The sequence below is a fragment of the Sphingomonas sp. Marseille-Q8236 genome (assembly GCF_965112005.1).
Map to the genome: position 1 here is coordinate 54,824 of NZ_CBCOPO010000002.1, position 25,077 is coordinate 79,900.

General features: G+C 64.6%; 24 protein-coding genes. 19 read left to right on the top strand and 5 right to left on the bottom strand.

The window, feature by feature from the left end:
* On the top strand, window positions 1–807 hold the full coding sequence (locus tag ACWPWT_RS12665; RefSeq protein WP_454279974.1) for an alpha/beta hydrolase: 807 nt from the start codon (window positions 1–3) through the stop codon (window positions 805–807).
* A 115-nt stretch (window positions 808–922) separates the two neighbouring features.
* Here ACWPWT_RS12665 and ACWPWT_RS12670 read toward each other — a convergent pair whose 3' ends face one another.
* Window positions 923–1,168 (bottom strand): hypothetical protein, encoded by a 246-nt coding sequence (locus ACWPWT_RS12670; RefSeq protein WP_454279975.1) that lies wholly within the window; start codon window positions 1,166–1,168, stop codon window positions 923–925.
* 475 nt (window positions 1,169–1,643) lie between these two features.
* Between ACWPWT_RS12670 and ACWPWT_RS12675 the strand changes: the two genes are divergently transcribed.
* Genes ACWPWT_RS12675 through ACWPWT_RS12690 form a run of 4 tightly spaced genes read left to right on the top strand, consistent with a single transcriptional unit; the run spans window position 1,644 to window position 5,716 of the window.
* Window positions 1,644–2,417, top strand: a complete 774-nt coding sequence (locus tag ACWPWT_RS12675) for a TIM barrel protein (protein ID WP_454279976.1) — start codon at window positions 1,644–1,646, stop codon at window positions 2,415–2,417.
* A gap of 40 nt (window positions 2,418–2,457) precedes the next feature.
* Window positions 2,458–3,759, top strand: a complete 1,302-nt coding sequence (locus tag ACWPWT_RS12680; protein WP_454279977.1) for an MFS transporter — start codon at window positions 2,458–2,460, stop codon at window positions 3,757–3,759.
* A 56-nt stretch (window positions 3,760–3,815) separates the two neighbouring features.
* Window positions 3,816–4,793, top strand: coding sequence for a sugar phosphate isomerase/epimerase family protein (locus tag ACWPWT_RS12685; RefSeq protein ID WP_454279978.1), 978 nt, complete (start codon window positions 3,816–3,818; stop codon window positions 4,791–4,793).
* Entirely contained in the window at window positions 4,793–5,716 is a 924-nt protein-coding gene (locus ACWPWT_RS12690; RefSeq protein ID WP_309697524.1) for a sugar phosphate isomerase/epimerase family protein, read from the top strand. Before ACWPWT_RS12685 ends, ACWPWT_RS12690 begins: the two co-directional genes overlap by 1 nt.
* Window positions 5,717–5,738: 22 nt before the next feature.
* Here the strand turns inward: ACWPWT_RS12690 and ACWPWT_RS12695 are convergent, their stop codons facing one another.
* Complete coding sequence (locus ACWPWT_RS12695; RefSeq protein WP_454279979.1) at window positions 5,739–7,151, bottom strand: MFS transporter; 1,413 nt, start codon at window positions 7,149–7,151, stop codon at window positions 5,739–5,741.
* Between the two features lie 113 nt (window positions 7,152–7,264).
* Here ACWPWT_RS12695 and ACWPWT_RS12700 point away from each other — a divergent pair, with 113 nt between their 5' ends.
* Genes ACWPWT_RS12700 through ACWPWT_RS12710 form a run of 3 tightly spaced genes read left to right on the top strand, consistent with a single transcriptional unit; the run spans window position 7,265 to window position 9,914 of the window.
* Window positions 7,265–8,491 (top strand): MFS transporter, encoded by a 1,227-nt coding sequence (locus tag ACWPWT_RS12700; RefSeq protein WP_454279980.1) that lies wholly within the window; start codon window positions 7,265–7,267, stop codon window positions 8,489–8,491.
* A gap of 31 nt (window positions 8,492–8,522) precedes the next feature.
* Window positions 8,523–9,527 carry a sugar phosphate isomerase/epimerase family protein gene (locus ACWPWT_RS12705; protein WP_454279981.1) on the top strand — a complete coding sequence of 335 codons (1,005 nt, stop codon included), beginning with the start codon at window positions 8,523–8,525 and terminating at the stop codon, window positions 9,525–9,527.
* A 12-nt stretch (window positions 9,528–9,539) separates the two neighbouring features.
* Window positions 9,540–9,914 (top strand): C-glycoside deglycosidase beta subunit domain-containing protein, encoded by a 375-nt coding sequence (locus tag ACWPWT_RS12710; protein ID WP_261269625.1) that lies wholly within the window; start codon window positions 9,540–9,542, stop codon window positions 9,912–9,914.
* 71 nt (window positions 9,915–9,985) lie between these two features.
* Here ACWPWT_RS12710 and ACWPWT_RS12715 read toward each other — a convergent pair whose 3' ends face one another.
* The 3 genes from ACWPWT_RS12715 to ACWPWT_RS12725 all read right to left on the bottom strand — a co-directional run bounded on the left by ACWPWT_RS12715 (window position 9,986) and on the right by ACWPWT_RS12725 (window position 13,072).
* The gene (locus ACWPWT_RS12715; RefSeq protein WP_454279982.1) at window positions 9,986–11,683 is read right to left on the bottom strand and encodes a GMC oxidoreductase; all 1,698 of its coding nucleotides are present in this window, start codon (window positions 11,681–11,683) and stop codon (window positions 9,986–9,988) included.
* Window positions 11,683–12,312, bottom strand: a complete 630-nt coding sequence (locus tag ACWPWT_RS12720; protein ID WP_261269623.1) for a gluconate 2-dehydrogenase subunit 3 family protein — start codon at window positions 12,310–12,312, stop codon at window positions 11,683–11,685. Before ACWPWT_RS12720 ends, ACWPWT_RS12715 begins: the two co-directional genes overlap by 1 nt.
* Before the next feature lie 91 nt (window positions 12,313–12,403).
* On the bottom strand, window positions 12,404–13,072 hold the full coding sequence (locus tag ACWPWT_RS12725) for a TetR/AcrR family transcriptional regulator (RefSeq protein ID WP_309697511.1): 669 nt from the start codon (window positions 13,070–13,072) through the stop codon (window positions 12,404–12,406).
* Between the two features lie 129 nt (window positions 13,073–13,201).
* Here ACWPWT_RS12725 and ACWPWT_RS12730 point away from each other — a divergent pair, with 129 nt between their 5' ends.
* The 11 genes from ACWPWT_RS12730 (at window position 13,202) to ribB (ending at window position 25,075) form a co-directional block, all read left to right on the top strand.
* A complete protein-coding gene (locus tag ACWPWT_RS12730; RefSeq protein WP_454279983.1) occupies window positions 13,202–14,305 on the top strand; it encodes an LLM class flavin-dependent oxidoreductase in 1,104 nt (367 codons plus the stop codon).
* Window positions 14,306–14,309: 4 nt separating this feature from the next.
* Window positions 14,310–14,876 carry an NADPH-dependent FMN reductase gene (locus ACWPWT_RS12735; protein ID WP_454279984.1) on the top strand — a complete coding sequence of 189 codons (567 nt, stop codon included), beginning with the start codon at window positions 14,310–14,312 and terminating at the stop codon, window positions 14,874–14,876.
* A complete protein-coding gene (locus tag ACWPWT_RS12740) occupies window positions 14,873–17,221 on the top strand; it encodes a glycoside hydrolase family 3 protein (protein ID WP_454279985.1) in 2,349 nt (782 codons plus the stop codon). Before ACWPWT_RS12735 ends, ACWPWT_RS12740 begins: the two co-directional genes overlap by 4 nt.
* Window positions 17,218–17,670 (top strand): nuclear transport factor 2 family protein, encoded by a 453-nt coding sequence (locus ACWPWT_RS12745; protein WP_261269618.1) that lies wholly within the window; start codon window positions 17,218–17,220, stop codon window positions 17,668–17,670. Before ACWPWT_RS12740 ends, ACWPWT_RS12745 begins: the two co-directional genes overlap by 4 nt.
* A 126-nt stretch (window positions 17,671–17,796) precedes the next feature.
* Complete coding sequence (locus tag ACWPWT_RS12750; RefSeq protein ID WP_454279986.1) at window positions 17,797–19,059, top strand: TonB-dependent receptor plug domain-containing protein; 1,263 nt, start codon at window positions 17,797–17,799, stop codon at window positions 19,057–19,059.
* Window positions 19,056–20,111, top strand: coding sequence for a TonB-dependent receptor domain-containing protein (locus ACWPWT_RS12755; protein ID WP_454279987.1), 1,056 nt, complete (start codon window positions 19,056–19,058; stop codon window positions 20,109–20,111). Before ACWPWT_RS12750 ends, ACWPWT_RS12755 begins: the two co-directional genes overlap by 4 nt.
* A 63-nt stretch (window positions 20,112–20,174) precedes the next feature.
* Entirely contained in the window at window positions 20,175–21,077 is a 903-nt protein-coding gene (locus tag ACWPWT_RS12760; protein ID WP_454279988.1) for a VOC family protein, read from the top strand.
* A gap of 5 nt (window positions 21,078–21,082) precedes the next feature.
* A complete protein-coding gene (locus ACWPWT_RS12765) occupies window positions 21,083–22,240 on the top strand; it encodes an alpha/beta hydrolase family protein (RefSeq protein WP_454279989.1) in 1,158 nt (385 codons plus the stop codon).
* Window positions 22,237–23,031, top strand: coding sequence for a cyclase family protein (locus ACWPWT_RS12770; protein WP_261269614.1), 795 nt, complete (start codon window positions 22,237–22,239; stop codon window positions 23,029–23,031). Before ACWPWT_RS12765 ends, ACWPWT_RS12770 begins: the two co-directional genes overlap by 4 nt.
* A 5-nt stretch (window positions 23,032–23,036) precedes the next feature.
* Window positions 23,037–23,975 carry a fumarylacetoacetate hydrolase family protein gene (locus tag ACWPWT_RS12775; protein WP_454279990.1) on the top strand — a complete coding sequence of 313 codons (939 nt, stop codon included), beginning with the start codon at window positions 23,037–23,039 and terminating at the stop codon, window positions 23,973–23,975.
* Window positions 23,972–25,075 (top strand): 3,4-dihydroxy-2-butanone-4-phosphate synthase, encoded by a 1,104-nt coding sequence (gene ribB, locus ACWPWT_RS12780; protein WP_454279991.1) that lies wholly within the window; start codon window positions 23,972–23,974, stop codon window positions 25,073–25,075. The genes ACWPWT_RS12775 and ribB overlap by 4 nt, the downstream gene beginning before the upstream one ends.
* Window positions 25,076–25,077 lie beyond the last annotated feature (2 nt).

Below are 25,077 nucleotides of genomic sequence, written 5' to 3' on the forward strand. Positions count from 1 at the left end.
ATGCTGGCAACCCTCTTGCTCGCACTGGCCGGACCCGCCGCGCCGGTGGCGGCGGAGACGCCCTATACGCTGTCGCACAGCGTCGAGCGGGTCGTCCACGCCAAAAGCGGAGAGGCGTATCGCATCTTCATCGCCTGGCCGGAGGCGCCTCCGCCGCCCGGCGGCTATCCCGTGCTCTACGTGCTGGATGGCGAGGATAATTTTGCGATCGCGGCGCTCACCGCGCGCCGGCTGGCGCGGGCAGGCGCGCGGAGCGGCGTTTCGGATGGCATTGTCGTCGGGATCGCGGCCTGGCCGCTGGAGCGCCGCGTCCGCGACTATACGCCCGCGACGCCCGGCTGGAGGATCCCCGCGACCATGCCCGCCAGCGGACTGGCGACCGGTGGAGCGGAGGCCTTTCTCGACCTCATTGAAGGTCAGGTGCAGCCGCTCGTCCGCCAGCGCTGGCGGGTTGATCTGTCTCGGGAGACGCTGCTCGGCCACAGCTTCGGCGGTCTGGTCGGCTTGCATGCCGCCCTGACCCGCCCGGCGATGTTCGATGCGGTGGTCGCGGTCAGTCCGTCGCTCTGGTTCGGCGATGGGCTGATCGCACGCGAAGCCGCCACGGCGACGGACGGACCCCGCATCCTGATCGCAGAAGGGGAGGCTGCCGCTGCATCCCCCGCCGAACTGGCCCGGTCGCTTGATCGCGGCGGGCGGATGGGTCGGGCGCGTTTCCTCTCGCTGCCGGGGCAGTCGCACGGAACGACGATGCTGGCGGCCATGGCCCCGGCGATCCGGTTCGCCTTTGGGGGGCCGGAACGATGATTTCCGATGGCGCGTGGTGTTTGCCGCGATCGGCGTAGCATCGTGTCTCTATGCCAGCGCCTCTGGTTGGCGCATCCTTTGGCGGCTCGCCGGGGCGATGCCGTTGCGGGCGGGATCAGGAGAAGGCGACATCGGCCAGCATCCGGGCATGGGCGAATGCGTCACGCGCACCTTGAAGCATCCGGGAGATGTCTGCCTGGTCCCGGTCGAGCCGGTTCACCGCCTCGATAAAGGCTTTCCAGGAAGGCCAGCGCCTATCGGGACGCGCAGCGAGATGTCGGGGCCCAAACGATCCGTCGAGGCCCAGCGCGGCTGCGCGTCTCGACAGTGATGCGGCGTCGAGATTCAACCCTTGCGCCACCCATAGCCTGGCGTGTCGCCGTCATGTTTTTCAAGGCGTGTCACGGTGGGTCGTGCGATACTGACCGTCAAACCCTTCCACTTAAATGGCCGCGCGATCAGCTATGGATGCATCTCGCCGACTCCTTCGTCGCCTACACTTTTATTTCAGCGTCAAGCCGCTGAGCGTCTTCACAACTTTCGGAGATATCGTAAAATTTGGACGTCAGGACGAAATTGTTCATCGTCAATCCGATCCCGCAAATGACAGGACTGAACACCTAAACGGCGATTTGACCAGAAATTCGGGTGGAGTGTCGTTGCGAGCAGCCAGGCGGGCCTGAGGCTTGTTCGCTGGATTTCCTTTGAATGAGCCGCATTCGGCTTGCATTGGCCGGGCAAATGAGGGACTAATCGGGAAACAAAATAGCGGGGATTCACTCGCCAGGCATACGAGTGCAAACGCACCACGGGGCCGTAGAATGGGAGAGGGTCCTATGTCTGCGGTCTATTCGCTATCATCATGCATTGAATGGCAGTTCGCCGAAGCTGGAGCGCTGGATGCGCGTCTGCGCGCGGCCAAGGCGGCCGGGTTAGAGCTGGCCGAATTTCACCTTTGGCGTGACAAGCCCATCGACGCGCTCGCGATGGCGCTCTCGGACACGGGAATGCGGCTGACCAGCCTGTGCGTCGATCCGCGCCGCTCGATCGTCGATCCCGCCGAGCGTGAGGAGATGGTCACCGCCGTTCGCGAAACCATCGCCGCCACCGCCAAGCTCGGCAAGCCCGCCCTGATCGTCGCCTCGGGTTTCCGGGTGGAGGGCATGAGCGAGCAAGAGCATTTCGACAATGCCGTGGCCGCCTTGCGCGCCGCGGCAGATGCGGCGGAGGAGGCGGGCGTCATGCTCCTGCTCGAGCCGCTCAACACCCGGCTTTTCGCGACCATGTATCTGGTCAGCACCACGCTCGGCCTCGACCTGGTCGAGGCGGTGGGCAGCCCGAACCTGCGTCTCCTGTACGATGTCTGGCACAGTGCCGTGATGGGTGAGGACATGCGCACGGAACTCACCGGGCGTATTGATCTGGTCGCCCATGTGCAGGTCGCCGATATGCCCGACCGCAACGAGCCGGGGACCGGCGCTGTCGACTGGAAGGAGGTCACGCAGACCTTGCGTGATCTTGGCTATACCGGCGCCATCGGTCTCGAATATTTTCCGACGCTGCCCATGGTGCAATCGCTGGCCGTTTCGCAAGAAGCGCTGGCCGACTGACCCGCATCCGCTGCTTCCCAGTCCTGAACGGGTCATCGTCATGCAAAAAAGCGAATTGGGCTTTGTCGAGCGCCTGAGTTACGGCTTTGGCGACATGGGAACCAGTCTGGCCTATAATATGGCCAGCGGATTCCTGCTGTTCTACTACACCAATGTCGTGGGCTTGCCTGCGGCGTCGGTCGGCACGGTATTTCTGGTCGCGCGGATATTGGACGCCGTGGTCGATGTGCTGGTCGGCATCGGGGTCGACAAGACCCGCACGCGCTGGGGGCGTACCCGCGTCTATTTCCTGTGCACGGCCATTCCCTATGCGCTGTTGACCGTTGCCGTGTTCTCGATGCCTGCATGGAGCCAGGGCGCGCAACTCGTCTACGCCTTCGTCACCTTCAAGGCGCTGGGTATCGTCATGTCGCTTCAGGCGATCCCCTATACCGCGTTGATGCCGATGATGACGCTGGACGGCAAGGAGCGGCTGCGGCTGTCGGGCCTGCGTTCGATCGGCACCGCGACCGGCGTCGTGCTGGGAACGGCGGCGGTCATGCCATTGGTCGGTTTGCTAGGCGGAGGAAACCAGCAGCGAGGGTTCACGCTCGTTGCCGTGCTGTTCGCGATCGTCGGGCTGATCTGCACGCTGGCGCTCTTCCGCAACTGCAAGGAGCGGTACGAGGATGATGCCCCGCCGGGCTTCGCCATTCTTTCCGCGGTCGGCGAGATGTTGCGCAACCGTGCCTGGCTGGTCGTCTTCTTCCATTGCCTGCTTTATTTCGCACGCTTCGGCATGATGATGGCCGCCACCGCCTACTTTGCCATCGACGTCATGAAGCGGCCATGGATGATCTCGGTCATGCTGCCTGCCGTGGCGGGTATGCTGCTCCTATCCGCCTTCTTCGCGCCCGCAATCCTGACGCGCACCGGCCTGCGGAACGGCACGGCCGGCGCGCTCGCCATCGCGGCGGTGCTGTTCGGAGCGTTGCCCTTCGTTCAGGACAATGTGCCGGTATTTCTGGGCTTCTACGTCGCGGGCTGCCTGGCGACCTCGATCACGATCACCTCGACCTATGCGATGATCGCGGAAACCGTAAATTACCACGAGGCGAAGTTCGGCGCCCGTCGCGAGGGGCTGTTATCCGCAGGCATCAGTCTTTCGACGAAGCTCGGCATGGCGCTGGGCACGGCCGGTTTCGCCTATGTGCTGGGCGCATTCGACTATGCCCCCGGCCATGTCAGCGACACCGCGCGGGAGGCCATCCGCTGGACCTATAGCGGCGGCGCGGTGGCGGTGCTCGCCGTCCAGACGCTCGTCGTTCTCTGCTGGCCCCGGACGGGACCGGCCAAGCCTTAGTCATACCAATCCGGGTGTCGCGCGGCGACGCATCCGTGAAAACGATGGAAACCGACATGAACAAAGATACGATCGGCATAAGCCTGGATCTGATCAATCGCCATTATCAGGAACCCAACCGAAACCGGTATGAAGGCAAATATTTCTGGGAGGAGCTGTATCCGCTGATCAGTGCGAGCGGGTTTCGCGCGATCGAGATCCCCTATGAGCCGGTCTGGCAATTTGGCGGCCGCAGCGGCGTTCCGATGAACCGCTATTGCATCAACACAAAATATCAAAGCGCCGCCAATTACCGGGACGTGTTGCGGCAAAGCGGCATCGACCGGGTCGTCGGCGTTACATTCGATCCCAATCTGTTCATGCGCAATGACAATCTGGGCTTCTTCTTCGGTGCCAGCGGCCATTTCGCGGGCGAGGCGCTTTCCCATGCCGCCGACCTCGGTGCCGATTATTTCGCGATCAGCCCGTCCGCCTTTTACGGGCGGATGGCGCACTATCACCCCGATCTGGACGCGAAGATGGATGACATCGTCGCGCGCGCGACCGAACTGCTTCAGCGCCTTGCCGCCAAGGCGCAGGAGGTGGGCGTCACCCTGGTGCTCCGTAACGAATATTGGAGCCTTTTCCGGGGCGAGCGCATCCTTCCGCTGCTCGACGCCCTGCCCGAAAGCGTCACGCTCGACGTCGATACCGCGACCTTGACGATCGCGGGCGTTTCGCCCGCCGCGTTCATCAGCGCGCATATCGGCCGGATCGGCTGCGTGCACCTCACCGATACCGATTTCCTCGATACGGACGAGACATGGAAGAGCCCGAACCCCGAATTCCCTGCCGGGCGGGCCACACAGGTGTTCCGCGATCCCGGAACCGGATCGGTCGATCTGTCGCGTATCGTCCAGCTACTGGATGATCTGGGCTATGATGGACCGGTCGTCTGCAGCGCCCGCCAGACACGCGATCCGTTCCGCGCTCTTCTGCGCACTCGTGCCTTCCTCAACCAACTGCCGAACCAGGCCGGACGGAGTGCCCTGTGATGCCCAATATCCGCTACGCCAATATGAGCCATTGGAAGGCGATCCCCTATCGGCAGATCGAGAACTTCCGCGATTTCTATTACGAGAACAATACGAACTCCGCCTATTATTCCGACTGGGACACGATCCTGAAATACCAGTCGGCGCTCGGCTTTGACGGTATCGAGATCGCCCCTTGGGACCTGGCTGACATCCTGCCCCTGTTCGGATCGCCCGAGGCATTCACCGCGTTCGCGAAGGATCGCGGCGTCGATGTGATCGGGATGTTCCACGGCGCCCATGCCTCGCATGCCGCCGATCATTTCGAGGAAGCGGTGCGCTCGGGACGGGAAGCCGTCGACACGATCGTGAAGTTCGGCGGCACCTATATGAACACCTGTCCGACCAACAACTATTACGGGTCGGGTCCGCTGTCGCGCGAACAGGTTCAGCAATGTGCCCGGACGATCAACGAGATCGGGCGCTATGCGACCGACCACGGCGTCAAGATCGGTCTTCACAACGAGTTCTTCTGCGCGATCAATCTGCCGAACCACCGCGAGTTCATCGAAAGCACCGATCCTGAGCTGGTTCACTATTGCATCGACACGGCGCAGGTCGCGATCATGGGCGAGGATCTGCTGACCTTCTACGAGGATTATCACGACCGGATCAGCACCTTCCACCTGAAGGATACGGCCTCGGTCCGCCAGCCCGATGAAGTCCGCTATGCTCAGGACCCGGAGATCACCGATGACGGCACACGCTGGTTCTGGGAGCCCGGCCTGGGTGAGTTGGACCTGAAGGGCCTGTATCACCTGTTGAAGAAATATCAGTTCAAGGGCTGGATGTCGGTCGAATATGACGGGTCGCCGGACCTTCTCGCGTCAATGGCCCTGACGCGATACCACCTCGATAAGGAATTGCGGCCCATCTACGACTGAGGGGAGGGCGCAACTGCCCCCCTCAATCGAACAGCCGCTCCGGCAGGCGGGTCAGCAGCAAAGCGATGGCCAGCAGATCCGCCGCCACCACCAATGTCGCGATCAGGAAGGCGGTCACGGGCGGCCGATGATCGCCCGTCATCGAGAAATAGATGGTGGCGATCAGGGCCGTGCCCATGGCGCCGCCGATCTGTTGCATCGTCTTGTGCATGGCCCCCGCGACACCCGCGTGATTGCGATCGACGCGTGACAGGGTGATCGGCCCCAAAGGGCCGCTGAGGGTGCCCATGCCGACACCCGCGAATAGCAGCAACGCGCCGATGACCACGCTCGGAAGGGCGATGTGCACGGCGACCCCGGTCGCCGAACAGGCGAGCGTCATCAGGATCGCACCCGTTATCGGCACACGACGTCCATGGACAGGCAGGGCCTTGCGCCCGATCTGACTGATGCCCGCCATGACCCCCATTCCAAAAGGTATGTGGAGCAGCGCGACATCGACCGGGCTGTAGCCCAGTCCCTGTTGCAGCGTCAGGCTGAAGGTCAGCAGGAAACCGCCCGAGGCGATCGCGAAGGCGCCCGTTGCCGCCAGTCCGACCCGAAAACTGCGGTCATGGAACAGCGACGGTTCGATCAGCGCCGATCCCAGTCGGGACCGGCGTGCGCCTTCATAACGCCAGAACCACCACCATAGGCCAGCACTCGTCAGGACCAATGCCGCCGTCCACCACGGCCACCCGGCGCTCCGCCCCTCGATCAGGGGGAGCAGCAGCGTGCCGAGCGCGAGGAACAGCAACAGCGATCCCGGTCCGTCGACACGCAGCGCATGGCCCGAGCGTCCCGGTGGCAGCAACGTCAGCCCGGCAATCAGCGCCAGCACGCCGAAGGGCAGATTGATCAGGAAGACGCTGCGCCAGCCCAGATCGAACGGGTTGAGCTGGATGAGCAAACCGCCAAGCACCGGGCCGCCGATCGCCGCCAGCCCTCCGACCACGCCAAAGGCGGCCAGGCGGCCGATCCGTTCGCTCGGTGAATATAGCAGCTGGATCAGCGCCACGCCCTGCGGCGCCATGATCGCCGCCGCCGCTCCCTGCGACAGCCGCGCGACGGCAAGCGTCGTCGCATCCTGCGCCAGTCCGCACCCCAGCGACGCGATGGAAAACCCCGCCACCCCGATTGCGAACATCCGCGCATAGCCGAACAGGTCACCCAACCGACCGCCCACGACCAGCAGCACGGCGAAGGTCAGGAAATAGCCCGACACGACCCATTGCATCGCGCGGTCCGACGCCCCCAATCCCTGCTGGATTGCGGGCAGTGCGGTGTTGACGATCGTCGAATCCGCCACGTCCATGACGAAGGCGAGCAGCACCGTCGCGAACGCCAGCGTCCTTTGTCGCTCGCTTAACCGATCCGAAACCGCGCGTGTCGCCACCGTGATGATCCTTGCTTGACAGAGTGGCACGTCATGGCGATACCACGTATCAGAATGCAAGTTCTAATTAAGCCGTAAGAGCGGCGAATCGATTGGGAGAGAAGCCGATGGTCATGACGCCGGAAGACCCCGAGGCACGCCGACCCGGTATAGGTCAGGGTATCACCGTCATCACCGCCGGCTTTTTGCCGATTCTGGCCATCGCGTCGCTATTTCCGGCGGTGCCGTCCATTATCGACCATTTCTCGGCAGATCCGTCCGCGTCGTGGAAGGTGCCCGCCATGGTATCGGCGCCAGGCCTGACGATTGCTGTGGTCGCGCTGTTCGCCGGGATTCTCGTCGATCGCTTCGGACGGCGCAAATTGATGCTGGCCGCGACCCTGCTCTACGCGCTGTTCGGCGCGGCGCCCTTTTTCCTCGACAGCCTGAACGGCATCTACGCCTCGCGGCTGTTGCTGGGCGTGTCGGAGGCGGTGATCCTGACCACGCTCAACACGCTGATCGGCGATTATTGGGACGAGAAGGGGCGGCGCAACTGGTTGACCATGCAGGGACTGGCCGGGCCGTTCCTGGCCAGCGGCGTGATCCTGGCTTCGGGCTTCCTGACCGGCCTGCGCTGGAACGGCATCTTCCTGATCTATCTGGTCGCCTTCCCGATCTTCATCGCGGCGGTGAAGTTTCTCTACGAGCCGGAGAGCGATGCGACGGCGCGCAAGATGCTGGGCATCGGCCAGGCGCCCGCGCGTACGCCGTTCCCGATGGCGTCGGTCGCCATGATCGGCGGCGTGACCCTGTTCGCCTCTGCCCTCTACTATGTCTTCATCATCAATGGCGGCATGGCGTTCCGCGAAGTCGGTATCCAGTCGTCGCAGGACCTCAGCAAGCTGACCTTCATTCCCAGCCTGTTCGTGATGCTGGGCTCTGCGATCTTTTGGGTGACGGGTCGGGCACGCCCGGTGGTGCAACTCGGCATCTTCCTGTCGTTGATCGGCGGTGGGTTGGCGACGATCGGCCTGGCGCCGGACTGGCGCTGGATGATTGCGGGCCTCGTCGTGCAGCAGACCGGAGCGGGCATGGCGGTGCCGACCCTGATCGCATGGGCGCAGACCAAGCTGCCCTTCGAGCATCGCGGTCGCGGCATGGGTGTGTGGACCGCGTGTTTCTTCTTCGGCCAGTTCTCCAGCCCGTTCCTGGTCTCGATGTTCCGAACCCAGGCGGGGACGATGCAGGCGGCATTCCTGATCATGGGTGCCGCCGGGGTCGTCGGCGCGGTCACGGCCTTCCTTATCGCGTCAGCCCGTCGTGGCGGCGGTACGCCGGCCATTGCCGCGGTTGTCTGATCCCCATTCCTACCATTCAGGACGACATGATATGACGATCAAGCGGGGCGTCAGCCTCTATAGCTATCAGAACGAAACCTTCCTTGGCAAAATGTCGCTGGAGGACTGCATCCGCACCACTGTCGGCTTCGGTGCCGACGGGATCGAGGTGATCGGCGAACAGACCTTCTGGGGCTGGCCCGAAGCTGGCGTCGCGGACGAGAAGATCGCCGAGTGGCATCACCTGATCAATAAATATGACGCGGTGCCGGTCTGCCATGACTTCATGCTCGACTATAAACGCTACAAGGGCCGCGAAATGCCGTTCGCCGAGCAGGTTGCGAGCGTGCGAAAGGATATCGAATTCGCCGCAAGGCTCGGCGTGAAATATGTCCGCGCGCTGGTGGCGATTGCACCTGAGGTGCTGGTCGCCGCCGCGCCTTATGCCGAGGAAAAGGGGATCAAGATCCTGATCGAGGTGCATGCCCCGCTGCACTTCGACCATCCCTGGATCGTCCGCCATGCCGAAGCCTTTGAAAAGTCGGGCAGCGATGCGCTGGGCTTCCTGCCCGACATGGGCATGTTCCTGTTCCAGTTTCCGCCGGTGTGGAAGGAGCGCTTCATCCGCAACGGCGTGCCCCAGAACATCGCCGACTATATCACCAAGGCCTATGAGGACCGGGTTCTCAGCGAATATGTCATCCTGAACGTGCGCGAGATGGGCGGGGTCGGCCCGGCGATCGCGATGGCGGAGACGCTGCGCCACAATGCCGCGTTCGAGCCGAAGCGGATGCTCGATTACATGCACCGCATCCACAATGTGCACGGCAAATTCTACCAGATAGATGAGAATCTGGTCGAACCCAGCATCCCCTATGACGAGATCGTCCAAGTCCTGAAGCAGGGGAATTACGACGGCTATATCTGCTCGGAATATGAGGGCAATCGCTGGATCGAGGACGCGCATGAGGTCGACTCGGTCGAACAGGTCCGCCGCCATCAGGACATGCTGAAGCAACTCATCGACGTGCCCGCCAACACCACCATCGCCGCCTGAAGGACTTGACCGATGTTCGACAACAAGATGATCGTGGAAGACAGCCTGAAGGCGACCGACACCGGTTTCACCATTGAGGCGCGGTTGCCCTATTATCGGGGCCTGGGCCTGTCGATGATCGAGAATGTGGCGGTCAGCGTCGATGGCGAACCAGTCCGGCGCGAGGACATCACCGTGTCGCTGCGTGGGCGCACTTGGACGCTGGACGAGATGGAAACCGAATATAGCGACCGCTGGAATTTCGGCGAGAAGGCGCTGGTGGGCGTGAAGCGGGCAGGGGGGCTGGCGCCGGGCGAGCACCGGATCGAACTGGCCGAGACGATGCGCATCTCCTATCTGCCGTTCGTGCCGACGACCAAGGATAGCAAGACGCTGATGCTGCGCTGATCGGCGGCTTCGGTGAATAAGAAAAGGGGCGGCCTTCCGATCGGAAGGCCGCCCCTTTTCTTATGTGTCGTTTAGATCGCGCCTTCCTTCAGCATCGACACGGCGTTCGCGCAGGCCCGCGCGGTCAGCGCCATATAGGTCAGCGACGGGTTCTGGCAGGCCGAGGACGACATCTGCGCGCCATCGGTGACGAACAGGTTGGGCACGTCATGCGCCTGGCTCCACTTGTTGAGCACGCTTGTCCGGGGATCATGCCCCATGCGCGCGCCGCCCATCTCGTGAATGGCCGAGCCCCCTGGATTGGGCGTGTCCATACCCATGATGACATGGCCCCCGGCGGCGGTCAGCATCGCGGCGGCTTCCGCCTTGGCATCGGCGAGTGCGGCATGTTCCTGCGCCCCGTGTGAGAAGTTGATGCGCAGGGCGGGGAGGCCCGCGGCGTCCTTGACGGTCGGGTCGAGTGTGATGCGGTTGCTGGGACGCGGCATGGAGTCGGCAAAGGCGACCAGCACCATGCGCCACATGCCGGGCTCACGCAGGCTGTCCTTATAGTCTTTGCCCACGCCGGGCGCGCGCTTGCCACCCGTCCAGGCTGCGCGGAATGCGCCGCCCTGATAGGAGAAGCCGCGCGTATGCCCTTTGCCGTCGATCGTATCCAGGTTGCGGAAGCGCGGGATGACCACACCGGTCGGGCGATTGCCGAAATAGGTATGCTGCTCGAACCCCGGCATGACCGCGATCCCGGCGACCGTCTGGGCATGGTCCATGATGTGGGTGCCTAGCACGCCGCTGGAATTGGCAAGGCCGTGGGGATTGGCTTCGTTCGCCGAGCGAAGCAGCACGCCGACGCTGTTGAACGATCCGGCGTTCAGGAACACGATCCGCGCATGGGCGCGCTGTCGCGTGCCGTCCTTAGTGTTGATGAACCGCACGCCGGTGGCGCGGCCGGTCGCCGGGTCCTGCTCGACCGCCTCGACCACCGCGTCGGTGACGAGCGTCAGATTGCCGGTCTTTTGCGCGGCGGGCAGCGTCGAACTCTGCGTTGAGAAATAGGCGCCATAGGAACAGCCGCGCGCGCATATCGAGCGATACTGACACGCCGCGCGCCCCTGGTCGGGCTTGGCCTCGGTAAGATTGGCGTTGCGTCCGATCGTCAGGCGGCGGCCGGGCCATTGCCGACCGATCACCTCGCGCGTGTGTTGCTCGACGGCATTCAGCGCCATGGGCGGCTGGAAGCGTCCATCGGGAAGCTGGGGCAGGCCCTCCGCCATGCCCGCAACGCCGACAAACTCCTCAACCTTGTCGTACCAGGGTGCTAGATCGGCGTAGCGGATCGGCCAGTCGGTGCCATGCCCGTCGCGGCGATTGGCGTCGAAATCATAATCCGACCAGCGATAGCATTGCCGTCCCCAGGTCAGCGACCGCCCGCCCAGCTGGTAGCTGCGCCACCAGTTGAATTCGGTTTCGCCTTCGGTGGTGTAGGGGTTCTCGCGGTCGTTGACGAAATGGTCCTGCGTGAACTCGGTAAAGTGCCGGTTCTTGCGCTGGACGGCATAGTCCTTGCCATAGAGTTCGGCGTCGCCGACCCCGCGAAATTCCAGATCCCAGGGTGCCAGCGTCTCGCGCGTGTAGCCGCTGCCATGTTCGATCATCGGCCCACGCTCGATCATCAGGACCTTCAGCCCGGCTTCGGTCAGTTCCTTGGCCGCCAGCCCCCCGGTAATGCCCGAGCCCACCACGATGGCGTCGAAAACGGGTTGTTGCGCCATCAGCTGAACTCCACTGCGGTCCAGTCGCTCGACCAGGCGCGGTTTCCGGGGATATAGGGGATGTCGGCGTCCCACCGACCGGGGACGAGCTCATATTGCAACTCGCGTGAGCCGCCGACCTCGGAGGTATAATAGGCGGTGAGGATCAGGCCCTTCAGCTTGCGCCAGGGCGATTCGACCGCGTCGGGTCCAGCATCGGCAAACGCAGCCTTGTCGATCGCCGCGACTGCTGCCTCCCGCCCGGCCGGGGGGACGGCCAAATAATCGCCATGCGTCGCGGCGTCGAGCTGCCATTCCAGCCAGTCGAGATAGTCGAGCGTCCCATTGCGGCGTTGATGGCGGGTGATCGTCGCGGGCAGGGCCGCTCCGGCGGCCGGAGCGCGGGTGCCGTCCAGCCCATGGGCAAGCGCGAGTATGACGAAGTCATGCGCGCCGATCTCGCCCGCGCCGGGGGTGGTGGTTCGGGGCAGGACACGCTGGGCGACGTCGCGCAGAAGCGCACGTTGCCGGTCGGTGACGACCTCTGCCGTGTCGGTCCAGCGGACGGCGGCGACGGGAACGCCCACCGCCATCGCGAACAGCGCCGCCCCTCCCAATAGCTCGCGCCGAGCCAAGCCCGTATCGGCCATGCCGTGCCTCATCCTCGCCTACGCCGCTTTTGCCAGCGGCTATAATTAGAACTGTCATTCTAGTAAGGCGATTTGGAAGACGGTGCAAGCGCTAAGCGCGGGTGGGGCGCGCCTTGGGGCTGGTCGAAAGATAGGCGGCGAGCATGTCGGCCAGATCCGCCTTCAATTCGGTCCAGTCGCCTTCGCCCGCCGCGTCGATCGACGAGCCGAAGCCCAGATAGCGCGCGATCGAGGCATAGAGGATACGGAAACCCGCATCGGCGGCATGCTCGGGATCGGGATGGCGGATCGAGTCGCGATTGCTGAGCAATGCGGCGATCACCGCCTCGCTGGTGCGGCCATAGCTGCGCTTGCCGATGGCGGCGATCACCGGATCGGCGCTCGCGCGGAGCATCAGCGGGCGCATCAGGTCGGCATAGCGTCGCAGCACTTCGGCCACCGATTCGACCAGATCGTGCACCATGTCGATCAGGCCGCCGCCGCGCGCAGCCAGATCGGCGATCACGGCCAGCATGTCGGCGTCCACCCGTTCCAGCACCCGCAGCTGCACGACATGGACAAGGTCGTCCTTGCTGTCGAAGCGGCAATAGATCGAACCGATCGACACTTTGCCGTGCTTGGCGACCTCGTTCAGCGTGAATTCGTCCGAACCGCGCTGCGTCATCAATTCCTCGGCGGTGGCCAGCATCCGCTCGAAACTCGCCTTGCTGCGGCCCTGCTGTGGCGCGCGCGCCTTCGCCAAGATCGTCTCGATATCCATCAACACCCCATTGACAGCCCGTGGGGGACCGTCATATCAGAATTGCAGTTCTAATTTTATTTTAGACGAACCGCATCAATGCGGCAACGCGCCGGACCACGGCGGGCATGATAAAAAGGGAGAGGTTTGATGCGTTTCTCGGTATTTCTCAACGCACGGTCCATGGCGCCTGACGAGGATCGCGCGCTGATCCATGGTCTGACCCGCCATGCCGAGCGGGCCGCGGCGCTCGGTTTCGACGCGCTTTTCATGCCGGATCACCATTTCAACGGCTATATGCCGATCGCCAGCGACAGCTATATGTTCGCATCCTATCTGGCGGCGAAATTCCCGCACATGCATTTCGGCTTTTCGGTGACGTCGGTGCCGCTGCATCACCCGGTGCGCTTCGTCGAGCGGATCAACATTCTCGACCAGCTGACCGACGGCAAGCTGCTGGTCGGTGTCGGCTCGGGCACCACGCCCGAGGAGATGATCGGCTTCGGCGTCGATTACCGCGATGCGGGCGCCATTTCGGAAAAGAACCTCGCCCTGGCCGAACAGCTTTGGGCCAAGACGATGGACGATCCGGCGGTCGAGATCGACAACGGCCCGCACCAGGGCCGGGTGCTGCAACGGATCGCACCGGCGCCCTATAGCGAGGGCCATGCCCGGTTGATGCCGGTGGCGATGAAGGAGTCGAGCGCCCGCCGCGCCGCGGAGAACGCCTGGCCCGCCTTCATCCCGGCCTTCACCCCGCCGCAGATCGGCGGGACCGAGCCTATGAAGCACGTCGCCAAATATTTCGGCATCTACCGCGCCTTGCTGGACGAAGCCGGGCACAGTGCGGAGAAGATCGCCCGCGCACTGGACTGGACGACCCATACCTATCAGCTGGTCCATCTGGCCGACAGCGACGAACAGGCGCGCGACGAGATGATGACCATCCTGCGCGCCTATCAGGACGCGATCGAACGCGAGGCCGAATTCAATGCCCGCGCCGAATCGAACGACGCCAACAAGAAGACCGACCGTACGCCCAACGCGCTGACCGAGGACTGGATCGGCACCTGGTGCCTGTACGGCTCGCCCGAGACGGTGATCGAACATCTCAAGCCCTATGAGGAACTGGGCATCGGCAACATCCTGTGCGGCACGACGACCGGTCCATTGACCGACGAACGGCTGCGGCTGGGCGACCAGACGCTGCGGCTGCTGTCCGAAAAGGTCATGCCCGCGTTCAAGAAGGCCTGAGCCGATGGTACGGCATATCGTGGGGATCGGCGGCACCTTCCGACCCCGTTCGTCGAGCGAGATGCTGGTCCGCTCGGTCTTGGCGGAGTGCGAGCGCATGGGGGCGAAGACCACCATGTTCGACGGTCCGGCGCTGGCGGCACTGCCGCACTTCAACCCGGAGCGTCCCGAGCGTACCGCCGAACAGGAGGCCTTCGTCGCCGCGCTGCGCGAAGCGGACGGTCTCGTCATCGGGACGCCCGGCTATCATGGCGGCGTATCCGGCGTGGTGAAGAACGCCATCGACCTGCTTGAGGATCTGCGCGGGGACGAGCGGGTCTATTTCGATGGCATGCCGGTGGGGCTGATCGTTTCGGCGGCGGGATGGCAGGCGGGCGGCGTCACGCTGGCGGCGCTGCGCGGGATCGTCCATGCCATGCGCGGCTGGCCGACCCCGGCGGGGATCGCGATCAACTCGATCGCGCAGAAGCCGTTCGGCGCGGACGGCGCGATCGTCGATGATGGCGTGGCGGGGCAGATCGCGACCCAGGCCCGGCAGATCATGGCCTTCCGGCTGGAGCCGGTCGCATGAGCGCGCTGACGCTCGCGCAGCAGGCCAGCCTGACCGCCGGAGCGGCCATGTGGCGATCGGTCGCGATCCCGGAGGCGGGTATCCCGTCGCTGCACATGAGCGATGGGCCGATGGGCATCGCGAGCGGCAAGGTCGACGAACGCGACGTTGCGCGCCTGTCGCCCTGCGCAACGGCACTGGGCGCCAGCTTCGATGTCGCGTTGATCGCGCGGGTCGCGGCGCTGGTCGGTGGCGAGGCGATCCGCATGGGTGTCGACCTCGTTCTGGCGCCCAACGTCAACATGGCGCGCAGCCCGCTTGCGGGGCGGGCATTCGAGTATTTTTCCGAAGACCCGCTGCTGACCGGCCTGGCCGGAGCGGCATGGACGCGGGGGCTTCAGTCGACCGGCGTCGGCGCCTGCGTCAAGCATCTGGTCTGCAACGATAGCGAGACCGACCGCGACCGCATGAACGCGGTGGTGGACGAGCGGACTCTGCGCGAAATCTATCTGCTGCCCTTCGAGCTTTGCGCGGCAGCCGGGGCGGGGGCGATGCTGACCGCCTATAACCGGGTCAATGGCGACTGGTGCGCCGAGCACGGCCATATCTCGACCATCGTGAAGCGCGAATGGGGTTTCGAGGGCCCGTTCATCAGCGACTGGTTCGGAACGCATTCGACGGGGGGCAGCCTGAACGGCGGGCTCGACCTCGAGATGCCGGGGCCAGCACGCTTCGTCGGTGCCAAGGCCGTCGCGGCGGTCGAGGCGGGAGAGGTCGCGGCCGAGCGGGTGGCCGATGCCGCCGAGCGGGTGGCCCGAGCGGCCCGCCGCTGGTCCGGTCCGAAATCGGCGCCCGAAGAGGATGCCGATGCCTTGCTGGTCGAGGCGGCGGCGGCCGGTATGGTGCTGCTGCGCAATGAGGGGGATTTGTTGCCGATGACGCCGGGCAGGCATCGCCGGATCGCGGTGATCGGCCCGAATGCTGCCGCGCCCTGCTATCAGGGCGGTACCTTTGCCAAGATCGCGCTCTCGCCCGATGCGGCTCGCCCCCTGGAGGCCATCATGGCGCGATATGCAGGGACCGCGGACATCGTCTACGAACCCGGCGTCGACCCGCAACCGCGCCTGCCCGCCATGCCCGTCGCGCCCGTGCGGGGCGAAGGGCAAGGCATGACGGTCGAATATTTCGTCGATGGCGATCTGTCCGGCCAGCCCATCGGGCAGGAAGTGCGCGATACCAACTCGCTCGTCTGGTTCGTCGGCGTCCATGATCAGGGGGTGTTCGACCGTTCGGCTGCGATCCGTGCCAGCGGTTGGTTTACGGCCTCTGCGGATGGCGCCCACCGCTTCTATGTCGGCGCGACCGGCGCGGTCAGATTGAAAGTCGATGGCCAGCCGCTGATCGACCAGCCCGAGCGGATGGCGGCGTCCGACGTCATGGGATCGCTCAAGCGGGGCGATGCCGACAGTGCCGAGCTGATGCTCACCGCCGGGCAACGCGTGCTGGTCGAGGTCGAATTCCACTATGACGGCGCCCGCGTGCATGGCCTCTGGTACGGTATTCGCGGCCCGGACAGTGCGGAGGCGATGCTGGCGCGAGCGATCGAGGCCGCGACCGGCGCCGATGCGGTGATCCTGATGATCGGCGAAACGTCCGACTCCAGCGTCGAGAGCAAGGATCGGCCTGATACGGCGATCGCGCCGGAGCAGCGCACGCTGATCGACGCGATCTGCGCCGCGAACCCAAACACCGCGATCATCGCCAATATCGGCCATGCTTTCGATGCGACGTGGAGCGACCAGGCATCCGCGCTGATATCCGCTTGGTATCCCGGCGAGGGGTTCGGCCCCGCGCTCGCGGCGGTCCTGGCGGGCGATGTGGAACCGGGAGGCCGTCTGCCAGTCACATTGGCACGGCGGGAGGCGGACTATCCCGCCCTGTCCCTCCAGCCGGACGGGCAGGGGGACCTAGCTTATGACGATGGTGTGCTGATCGGCTATCGGGGTCTGAAAGCGCGGGGAACGACGCCGCTCTACGCCTTTGGGGCAGGGCAGGGTTATACGCGGTTCGAATGGTTGGGTGTCGACGCCGACGGGGGTGATGTTCTGGTCCGATTGCGCAATGTCGGCGATCGTGCCGGAAGCGACGTCGTGCAGCTCTATCGTCACGCCCCCGAATTCGCGCTGGTCGGATTCGCCAAGGTCACGCTGGCGGCGGGAGAAACCGCGACCGTTCGGGTGACTCCGGAGCCCCGTCTGTTCCGCATCTGGGGGGATCATGGTTGGCGCGTTGCGGTCGATCGTGCGGTGTTGGCCGTCGGTCGGGCAAGCGACGATCTGCCCTTCACCGTTGAGGTGACGTTATGAAGGCGTTGTTTCATGCATTTGTCCTGACGGCGCCGTTCCTGGCTCCCGCTGCGATCGCCGGATCAGGCGCGACGCTGACCGAGCGCAACCGCGCGATCATCACCGACTTCGCCGATCGCTTCTATACCCGCCGCGATGTGGCGGGGGCGTTCGAGCGCTACGTGGTGCCCGACTATATCCAGCATAATCCGGGGCTGGCCGATGGACGGGAGGCGGCGGTCGCCGCGCTCGCCCCCAAATTCGCGACGCCGGGCGCCCGGTTCGATGTGAAACGGATCATCGTCGACGGCGACATGGCGGTCATTCACCTCCATGGCCGCACCGATCCGGCCTCCGCCGGCGGCGCGGTCGCGGACATCTATCGCCTGAAGGACGGCAAGATCGTCGAGCATTGGGACGTCATCCAGCCCATGCCGACGACCTCGCGCAATCCGCATCCGATGTTCTGAACGACCGCGCAAAATAATCGGGCGGGGCTGTATATCAGCGCTTGACTCGAACAATAAACAGAACAAACATTCTAGTTCTAAACGAGAGGCGGGTACGCCTCCGATCAAAGGAGAGGGGATCGTATGATGAGGTTCCGTCGCGTCGCAACCACGGCGCTCACCACCACCGCCATGTGGGTGGCCAACCCGGCCTTTGCCCAGGTCGCCGATCCAGCCGGTGCCACGCCCCAGACGTCGGCCAACAAGACGACGACGGCGGCGTCCTACGATACGATGAATTCCGAAGACATCATCGTCACCGCGACCAAGGTCGAAACCCGGTTGCAGGATACGCCGATCGCCATCCGCGCGATCGGTGGTGCGGACCTGACCAAGGCGCAGGTGACCGACGTCAGCGGGCTTCAGCGTCTCGCCCCGGATCTGGGCATCACCCCGGACTCGGTCTTCACGAAGATCGCGATCCGGGGCGTATCCAGCCAGGATATTTCGGAAAGCGCCGATCCGGCGCTGACCGTTTCGATCGACGGCGAGTATATCAATCGCCCGGTCGGCCTGAACGCCAACTTCTTCGACCTGGAACGGATCGAAGTCCTGCGCGGGCCGCAGGGGACGCTGTTCGGTCGCAACTCGACGGCGGGTGCGCTCAACATCGTCGCGGCCAAGCCGGTGCTCCAGAGCTTCGAGGGCTCGGCGACGGCGGGCTATGGCAATTACAACGCGATCTACGCAACGGGCGCGGTCAATGTGCCGATCGGTGACAGGCTGGCGATCCGCGTGGCCGGACTGCACAATCAGCATGACGGCTATGTCAACAACGGCCCGGCGGGGCGCGGCGACGATGCCAATGTCGATGCGGTCCGCGGCAGCATATTGTTCGCTCCCGGTGCGCTCGAGGTCTATCTTGCGGGCGAATATGTCGACATCGACCAGACCGGGCCGATGCAATATGGACTGCCCGTCAGCGGGACGACCCCCGGGGTAACGGAACTGCCCGCGTCCGTGGCCTCGCCCACGACCTATCCCACACTGGCCCAGCGGCAGGTCCCGTCGTTCGTGGACGTGCCGCAGGGCTTCGATCCCGCCAACTTCCCCCTCGGCCGGATGGGCAGCTTCAAGAGCCAGCAATATGCGGTGCGCGGTCGCATCTCCTATGATTTCGGCGGTGCGACGCTCAGCTACATCGGCGGTTACCGGCATGTCGACAACCAGGCCGTCATCCCGCAAAACGGCTATCTGCCGGAGCTGTTCACTTTCTATAACGACCGCTACGACACGCGCACGCAGAGCCATGAGGTCCGTCTGAACGGCGGTACGCAGGGCCAGTTCGTCTGGCAGGTCGGTGGCTTCTATTTCCACGAAAACCAGATCATCGCGCGTGGTCTTTATTGACTACGGCAAGTGCCTTCGCCAATTTCTTCTATCGCCCCTACGTCACCTCGGACTCCAAGTCGGCCTTTGCCCAGGCGACCTATTGGGTCGTGCCCGACACGCTGAGCTTCACCGGCGGCATTCGCTATACGGATGACAAGAAGGACGCGAAGTACATCAATTACGGCTTCTATCGTTCGCCGACCATGGCACGGCCGCCCGCCGACGGCAGCGGGGCGGGGGCGTTGATCCGCTATCCGACCTATAAGGAAGACAAGATCACCTGGACGGCGGGTGTCGAATATAAGCCCGCCCGCGACAACCTGCTCTACGCGAAGGTCAGCACCGGCTACAAAAGCGGCGGCTTCGATCTGGTCGGGTCGTTCAACGCGGAAAATCTGACCGCCTATGAGATCGGCTCGAAGAACCGCTTCATGGGCAACCAGCTCGAATTCAACGCCAGCGCCTTCTATTACGACTATAAGGACCAGCAGGTTCAGGTGTATATCGACACCACGGTCGGCGCGCGCACCTTCAACGCGGGCAAGAGCCGGGTCTGGGGTATCGAAACCGACACCGCCGTTCGCCTGTCGCCGAACGACCGGGTCAGCCTGATCGTCAACTATATCGATGCACGGTTGCAGCAGTTCGCGGGCATTCCGGCGCCCACGCTGGCCAACCCGGCGTCCACTGTCGCGCGCCTGACGCTGGATCTGGCGGGCAATGTCGCCCCGCAAGCCCCGAAATGGACGATCGGTATCAACTATACCAAGACGATCGAGCTGGGTGACGGCTACAAGCTGGTTGCCAACGGCTTCAGCCGGTTCAAGTCGCGCTACTTCCTCACCGCCTTCAACTACAAGGGCGACGAAGTGGATGCGTTCACCACCACCGATCTCAGCCTGGAACTCAACATGCCGAACAACCGGTTCAGCATCCAGGGCTATGTCCGCAATCTGGAGGACAATCGGGTGAAGACCTATGCCGGGTTCACCGGCGGCGGCATCAACATCTACAACTGGAATTTCGGCCAGCCGCGCACCTACGGCGTGCAGGGCTCATTCCGCTTCTGACGACCCTTTCCCCGGCGGGGCGGGTGGCCACCGCCGGGGAATGCCTCACCCCTGGAGCATGACATGGCAAGAGTGACCGAGATCCGTTACGTCGGCTACGGCGTCGCCGACCTTGATGCCGAGCGCGCTTTTTATCGCGACGACTGGAAACTGGTGGAGGCGGGCGAGCAGGACGGCCTGCATCACTTCGCCGCCGAAGGGCATGACGAGGCCTATGTCGTTCGCCTGCGGCAGGATGATGCCAACCGTATCGACGTCATCGCGCTGGCCGCCAACACTCGCGCCGATGTCGATGCGTTGCATGACAAGGTCGTGGACGCGGGTTGCCGGATCATCTTCGCCCCGCGCGACCTGACGACGATGGGCGGGGGCTATGGCTTCCGCTTCTTCTCGCCCGACGGTCTGCCCTTCGAGATTTCGTCGGATGTCGAGCGCCGCACACCACGTGTGCTCAGCCGCTGGGAAGGCATTCCGCAGAAGATCAGCCATATCGTGCTCCACTCGCCCGATCACCGGGCGATGGTGGCCTTCTTCACCGACGTGCTGGGCTTCCGCGTATCGGATTGGCTGGGCGATTTCATGTGCTTCCTGCGCTGCAACTCGGCCCATCATCGTCTCGCGATCCTGCCGGGGCCGCCCTGCCTCAACCATGTCGCCTATGACATGCTGACCGTCGACGACATGATGGCGGGCATCCGGCGCCTGAAGCAGGCGGGGACGGACATTCGCTGGGGGCCGGGTCGCCATACGGCGGGCAACAATACCTTCAGCTACTTCACGACACCCAACGGTTTCGCGGTCGAATATACCTCCGAGCTGGAGCATGTCGATTTCGAGACCCACGAGCATCAGGTGCATGTCCCCGGCCCCGGCACGATGGACCAATGGGGCATCGGTGTCGGCGGTCCGCAGACCATGCCGCATCCCAAGCCCGATGCCGGGCTGTTCCAGCCAGTCCTGGTGTAGGCCCGATGGCGCTCTACGAACCCTTTCCCAACTATATCTGGAATCTGTCGGTCGCGATCGCGATGGAGTCGGGCGCGCAGCTCGGCGAGATCATCGACATGTGCCAGCCGATCAAGGACGCGGCGGCCAGCGGCGCGGACGCCGGCACGCCGATGTTCATGAAGGCCTGGGCCGCGATGGGCGACAAGCTGATCGCGCTTGCGGCCGAAGATGAGGCGAAGGGGCGGGGCTTCTCCGCCTCCAACAAGCTGGAGCGGGCCAGCCTGTACCTCATCACCGCCGAGCGAATGCAGGGCCATGGCCATCCGGGCCGCCGCGAAACCTTTGCACGGGCGCGCAATGCCTTCGATCATTCTACGGTGTTGGGTCAACTCAACCGGCAGCGTGTGGAAATCCCGTTGACGGTCGGCACCATGCCCGCGCTCTATACCCGCGCGCCCGGTGACGGCTGTAAGCCCGTGGTCGTGTTCTGCAACGGTCTCGATAGCTGCAAGGAATTGCTCTACTGGACGCGGCTACCGCAGGAACTGGCGCGGCGCGGCATTTCGACCCTGTGCGTCGACCAGCCAGGCTCTGGCGAAGCATTGCGGCTTCAGGATCTGCCGGTCGATCCGCACAGCGAACACTGGGCCAGCGCGGCGGTCGACTGGCTGGAACGGCAGCCCGATGTCGATCCCAAGCGGATCGGCATGACCGGCATTTCGCTGGGCGGACACTTCGCCCCCCGCGCGGTCGCCTATGAGCCCCGCTTCGCCAGCGGCGCGGTGTGGGGGGCGAACCACAATTGGCGCGAGGTGCAGGACAGGCGCATGGCGCGCGAGGGCGAAAACCCCGTTCCGCATTACTGGGCGCATGTCCACTGGGCATTTGGCGCCAAGGATCAGGAAGATTTTCTCGCCAAGTCGGAGGCGATGAACCTCAACGGCCATATGGATCGGATCAAGGTGCCGTTCCTCGTCACCCACGGCGCAAACGACCGCCAGATCAGTGTGAAATATGCCGACGACCTTTACGATCAGCTGGTGAATTCGCCCCGCCGCGAGAAGCTCGTCTTCACGGCGCGTGAAGGCGGTGTCGAGCATGTCGGAGCCGACAACATGGCCTATGGCCGCGACCTGATTTCCGACTGGTTCGCCGAGACATTGGGAGGGCACACGGCATGACGCGCCGCATCGTCGACCTGTCGATCGCGATCGACCCGGAGGTCATCACCGACCCACCCTTCATGCGCCCCAGCATCACGCGCCAGACGCACCGCGAGACGGTGGCGGAGGCCGCGATGTTCTTCCCCGGCATCACCGCCGAGGCGATGGCGGGTGGCGAGGGCTTTGCCGCGTCCGAGATGCTGACGCTCAGCACGCATAACGGCACGCATCTCGATGCGCCCTGGCATTACCATCCCACGATGGACGAGGCGCTGGCGGATGGCGGCAGGCGTGCGCTCACCATCGACGAGGTTCCGCTGGAATGGTGCGTCCAGCCGGGCGTGAAACTCGATTTCCGACACCTGCCCGATGGCCATGTCGTGACGGCGGCCGAGGTCGAAGCGGAACTGGCACGGATCGGCCACGAGCTACGACCGCTCGACATCGTGCTGGTCAACACTGGCGCAGGGGCGGCGCTGGGCCAGCCCGATTTTCTCGGGCGCGGGTGCGGCATGGGCTATGAAGCAACCATGTACCTGACCGAGCGCGGTGTGCGCGTGACCGGCACCGACGCCTGGAGCTGGGACGCGCCGTTCAGCCACACCGCGGCGCGCGTCGCCCAGACCGGTGACTATTCGCTGGTCTGGGAAGGGCACAAGGCCGGGCGAGAGATCGGCTATTGCCACATGGAAAAGCTGACCCGCCTGGCCGAGCTTCCGTCCACCGGTTTCACCGTCTCCTGCCTGCCGGTGAAGGTGAAGGGCGGCTCGGCGGGCTGGTGCCGCGCCGTCGCCATCTTCGAGGATTGATCGCGATGCGGCTTGCGACCCGTGACGATGGCAGCCGGGACGGAGCGCTGGTCGTGGTCTCGACCGACGGCCGCATCTCCCTGGATACGGGCCTTTCGATGCAGGCGGCGCTGGACGATTGGACGCGCGTCGAACCCGCTCTGCGCGCACTGGCCGGGCGGGTCGAGGCGGAGGGGGAGGCGCTGGACGGCACCACGTTACTGGCTCCGTTACCGCGCGCCTGGCAGTGGCTCGACGGCTCGGCCTTCCCGACGCACGGCGCGTTGATGCAGAAGGCATTCAACCTGCCGCCGATCGAGACCGACAAGCCGCTGATGTATCAGGGCATGTCGCACCGCTTCCTCGCGGCGACGCAGGACGTGCCGCTCCCCAGCGAGGCCGACGGCATTGATTTCGAGGGTGAGTTCGCGGTGGTGACGGGCGATGTGCCGATGGGGTGCACGCCGGAGGCGGCGCTTGGCCATGTCCGATTGGTCCTCCTGCTCAACGATTGGTCGTTGCGCGCGATCGCCCCGATCGAGATGAAGACCGGCTTCGGCTGGGTCCAGGCGAAGCCCGCCTGTTCGGTCGCGCCTTTTGCGGTCACGCCCGAGGCACTTGGCGATGACTGGCGCGACGGCCGCGTCTGCCTGCCGCTGACGGTCGAGATCAACGGGGCGTGGTTCGGAAACCCGGTGGGCGACGAGATGGCCTATGGCTTCCACGAATTGATCGCGCACGCCGCACGGACCCGCGACCTGCCCGCGGGGACGATCATCGGTTCGGGCACCGTGTCGAATGTCGATCATGCGCGGGTCGGCTCCACCTGCCTGTCCGAACGCCGGGCGATCGAGATGATCGAGGGCGGAGCGCCGCGCACGCCCTTCCTGTCCTTCGGCGATCGGGTGACGATGCGGGCGGGGCCGCTGTTCGGCTCCATCGACCAGTGCGTGGTCCGCGCATGACCGGCGGCCACGCCTTTCTCTCCACCCCCGAGGAGATCATCGACGAAGCGCGTAACGGGCGCATGTTCATCCTGGTCGACGATGAGGATCGCGAGAATGAGGGCGATCTGGTCGTCCCTGCCCAGATGGCGACGCCCAACGCGATCAACTTCATGGCGCGGCATGGGCGCGGTCTGATCTGCCTCGCGATGGCGCGTGCACGGGTCGAACAGCTCGGTCTGGACCTGATGACGCGCACCAACGGGACGCGGCACGAGACGGCCTTTACCATCTCGATCGAAGCACGCGATGGCGTGACCACCGGCATTTCCGCCGCCGACCGCGCCCGCACCATCGCGGTTGCGATCGACGCGGCCCAGGGCGGGGACGCGATCGTGAGCCCGGGTCATGTCTTCCCGCTGGTTGCGCGCGACGGCGGCGTGTTGGTCCGCGCCGGGCATACCGAGGCGGCGGTCGATGTCGCGCGGCTCGCCGGGCTCAATCCCTCCGGCGTGATCTGCGAGATCATGGACGAGGACGGGACGATGGCGCGGCTCGACCGGCTCGTCACCTTCGCGCAATTCCATGGATTGAAGATCGGGACGATCCGCGACCTGATCGCCTATCGTCGCCGTCACGATCATCTGGTTGAAAAGCGCGCGGAAACGGTGTTCGACAGCGAATGGGGCGGACAATGGCGGGCCATGACCTTTTGGAACCGCGCGACCGGCAGCGAGCAGGTCGCGCTGGTCAAGGGGAAGGTCGATCCGACGCGGCCGACGCTGGTGCGGATGCATGCTCTGTCGCCCTTTGTCGACCTGTTCGGTGAGGCGGGTGCGCGCAGCGGTCTGCTTCGCCGGTCGATGGAGGCGATTGGCCGGGAGGGAAGCGGGATCGTCGTGGTCATCAACCGCCCACGCCCCGATGGCCTGACGCTGGCGATCCATGCCCGTGCCGGTGCAGCGGTGCCCGATATGGGGGAGCTGCGCGACTATGGGGTGGGCGCGATGATCCTGAACGAATTGGGCGTCGAGGAAATGATCCTGTTGACCAACAGCCGCCACACGCTGGTCGGGCTGGAGGGCTATGGGTTGCGCGTGGCGGGTGAGCGCGCGATCTGATC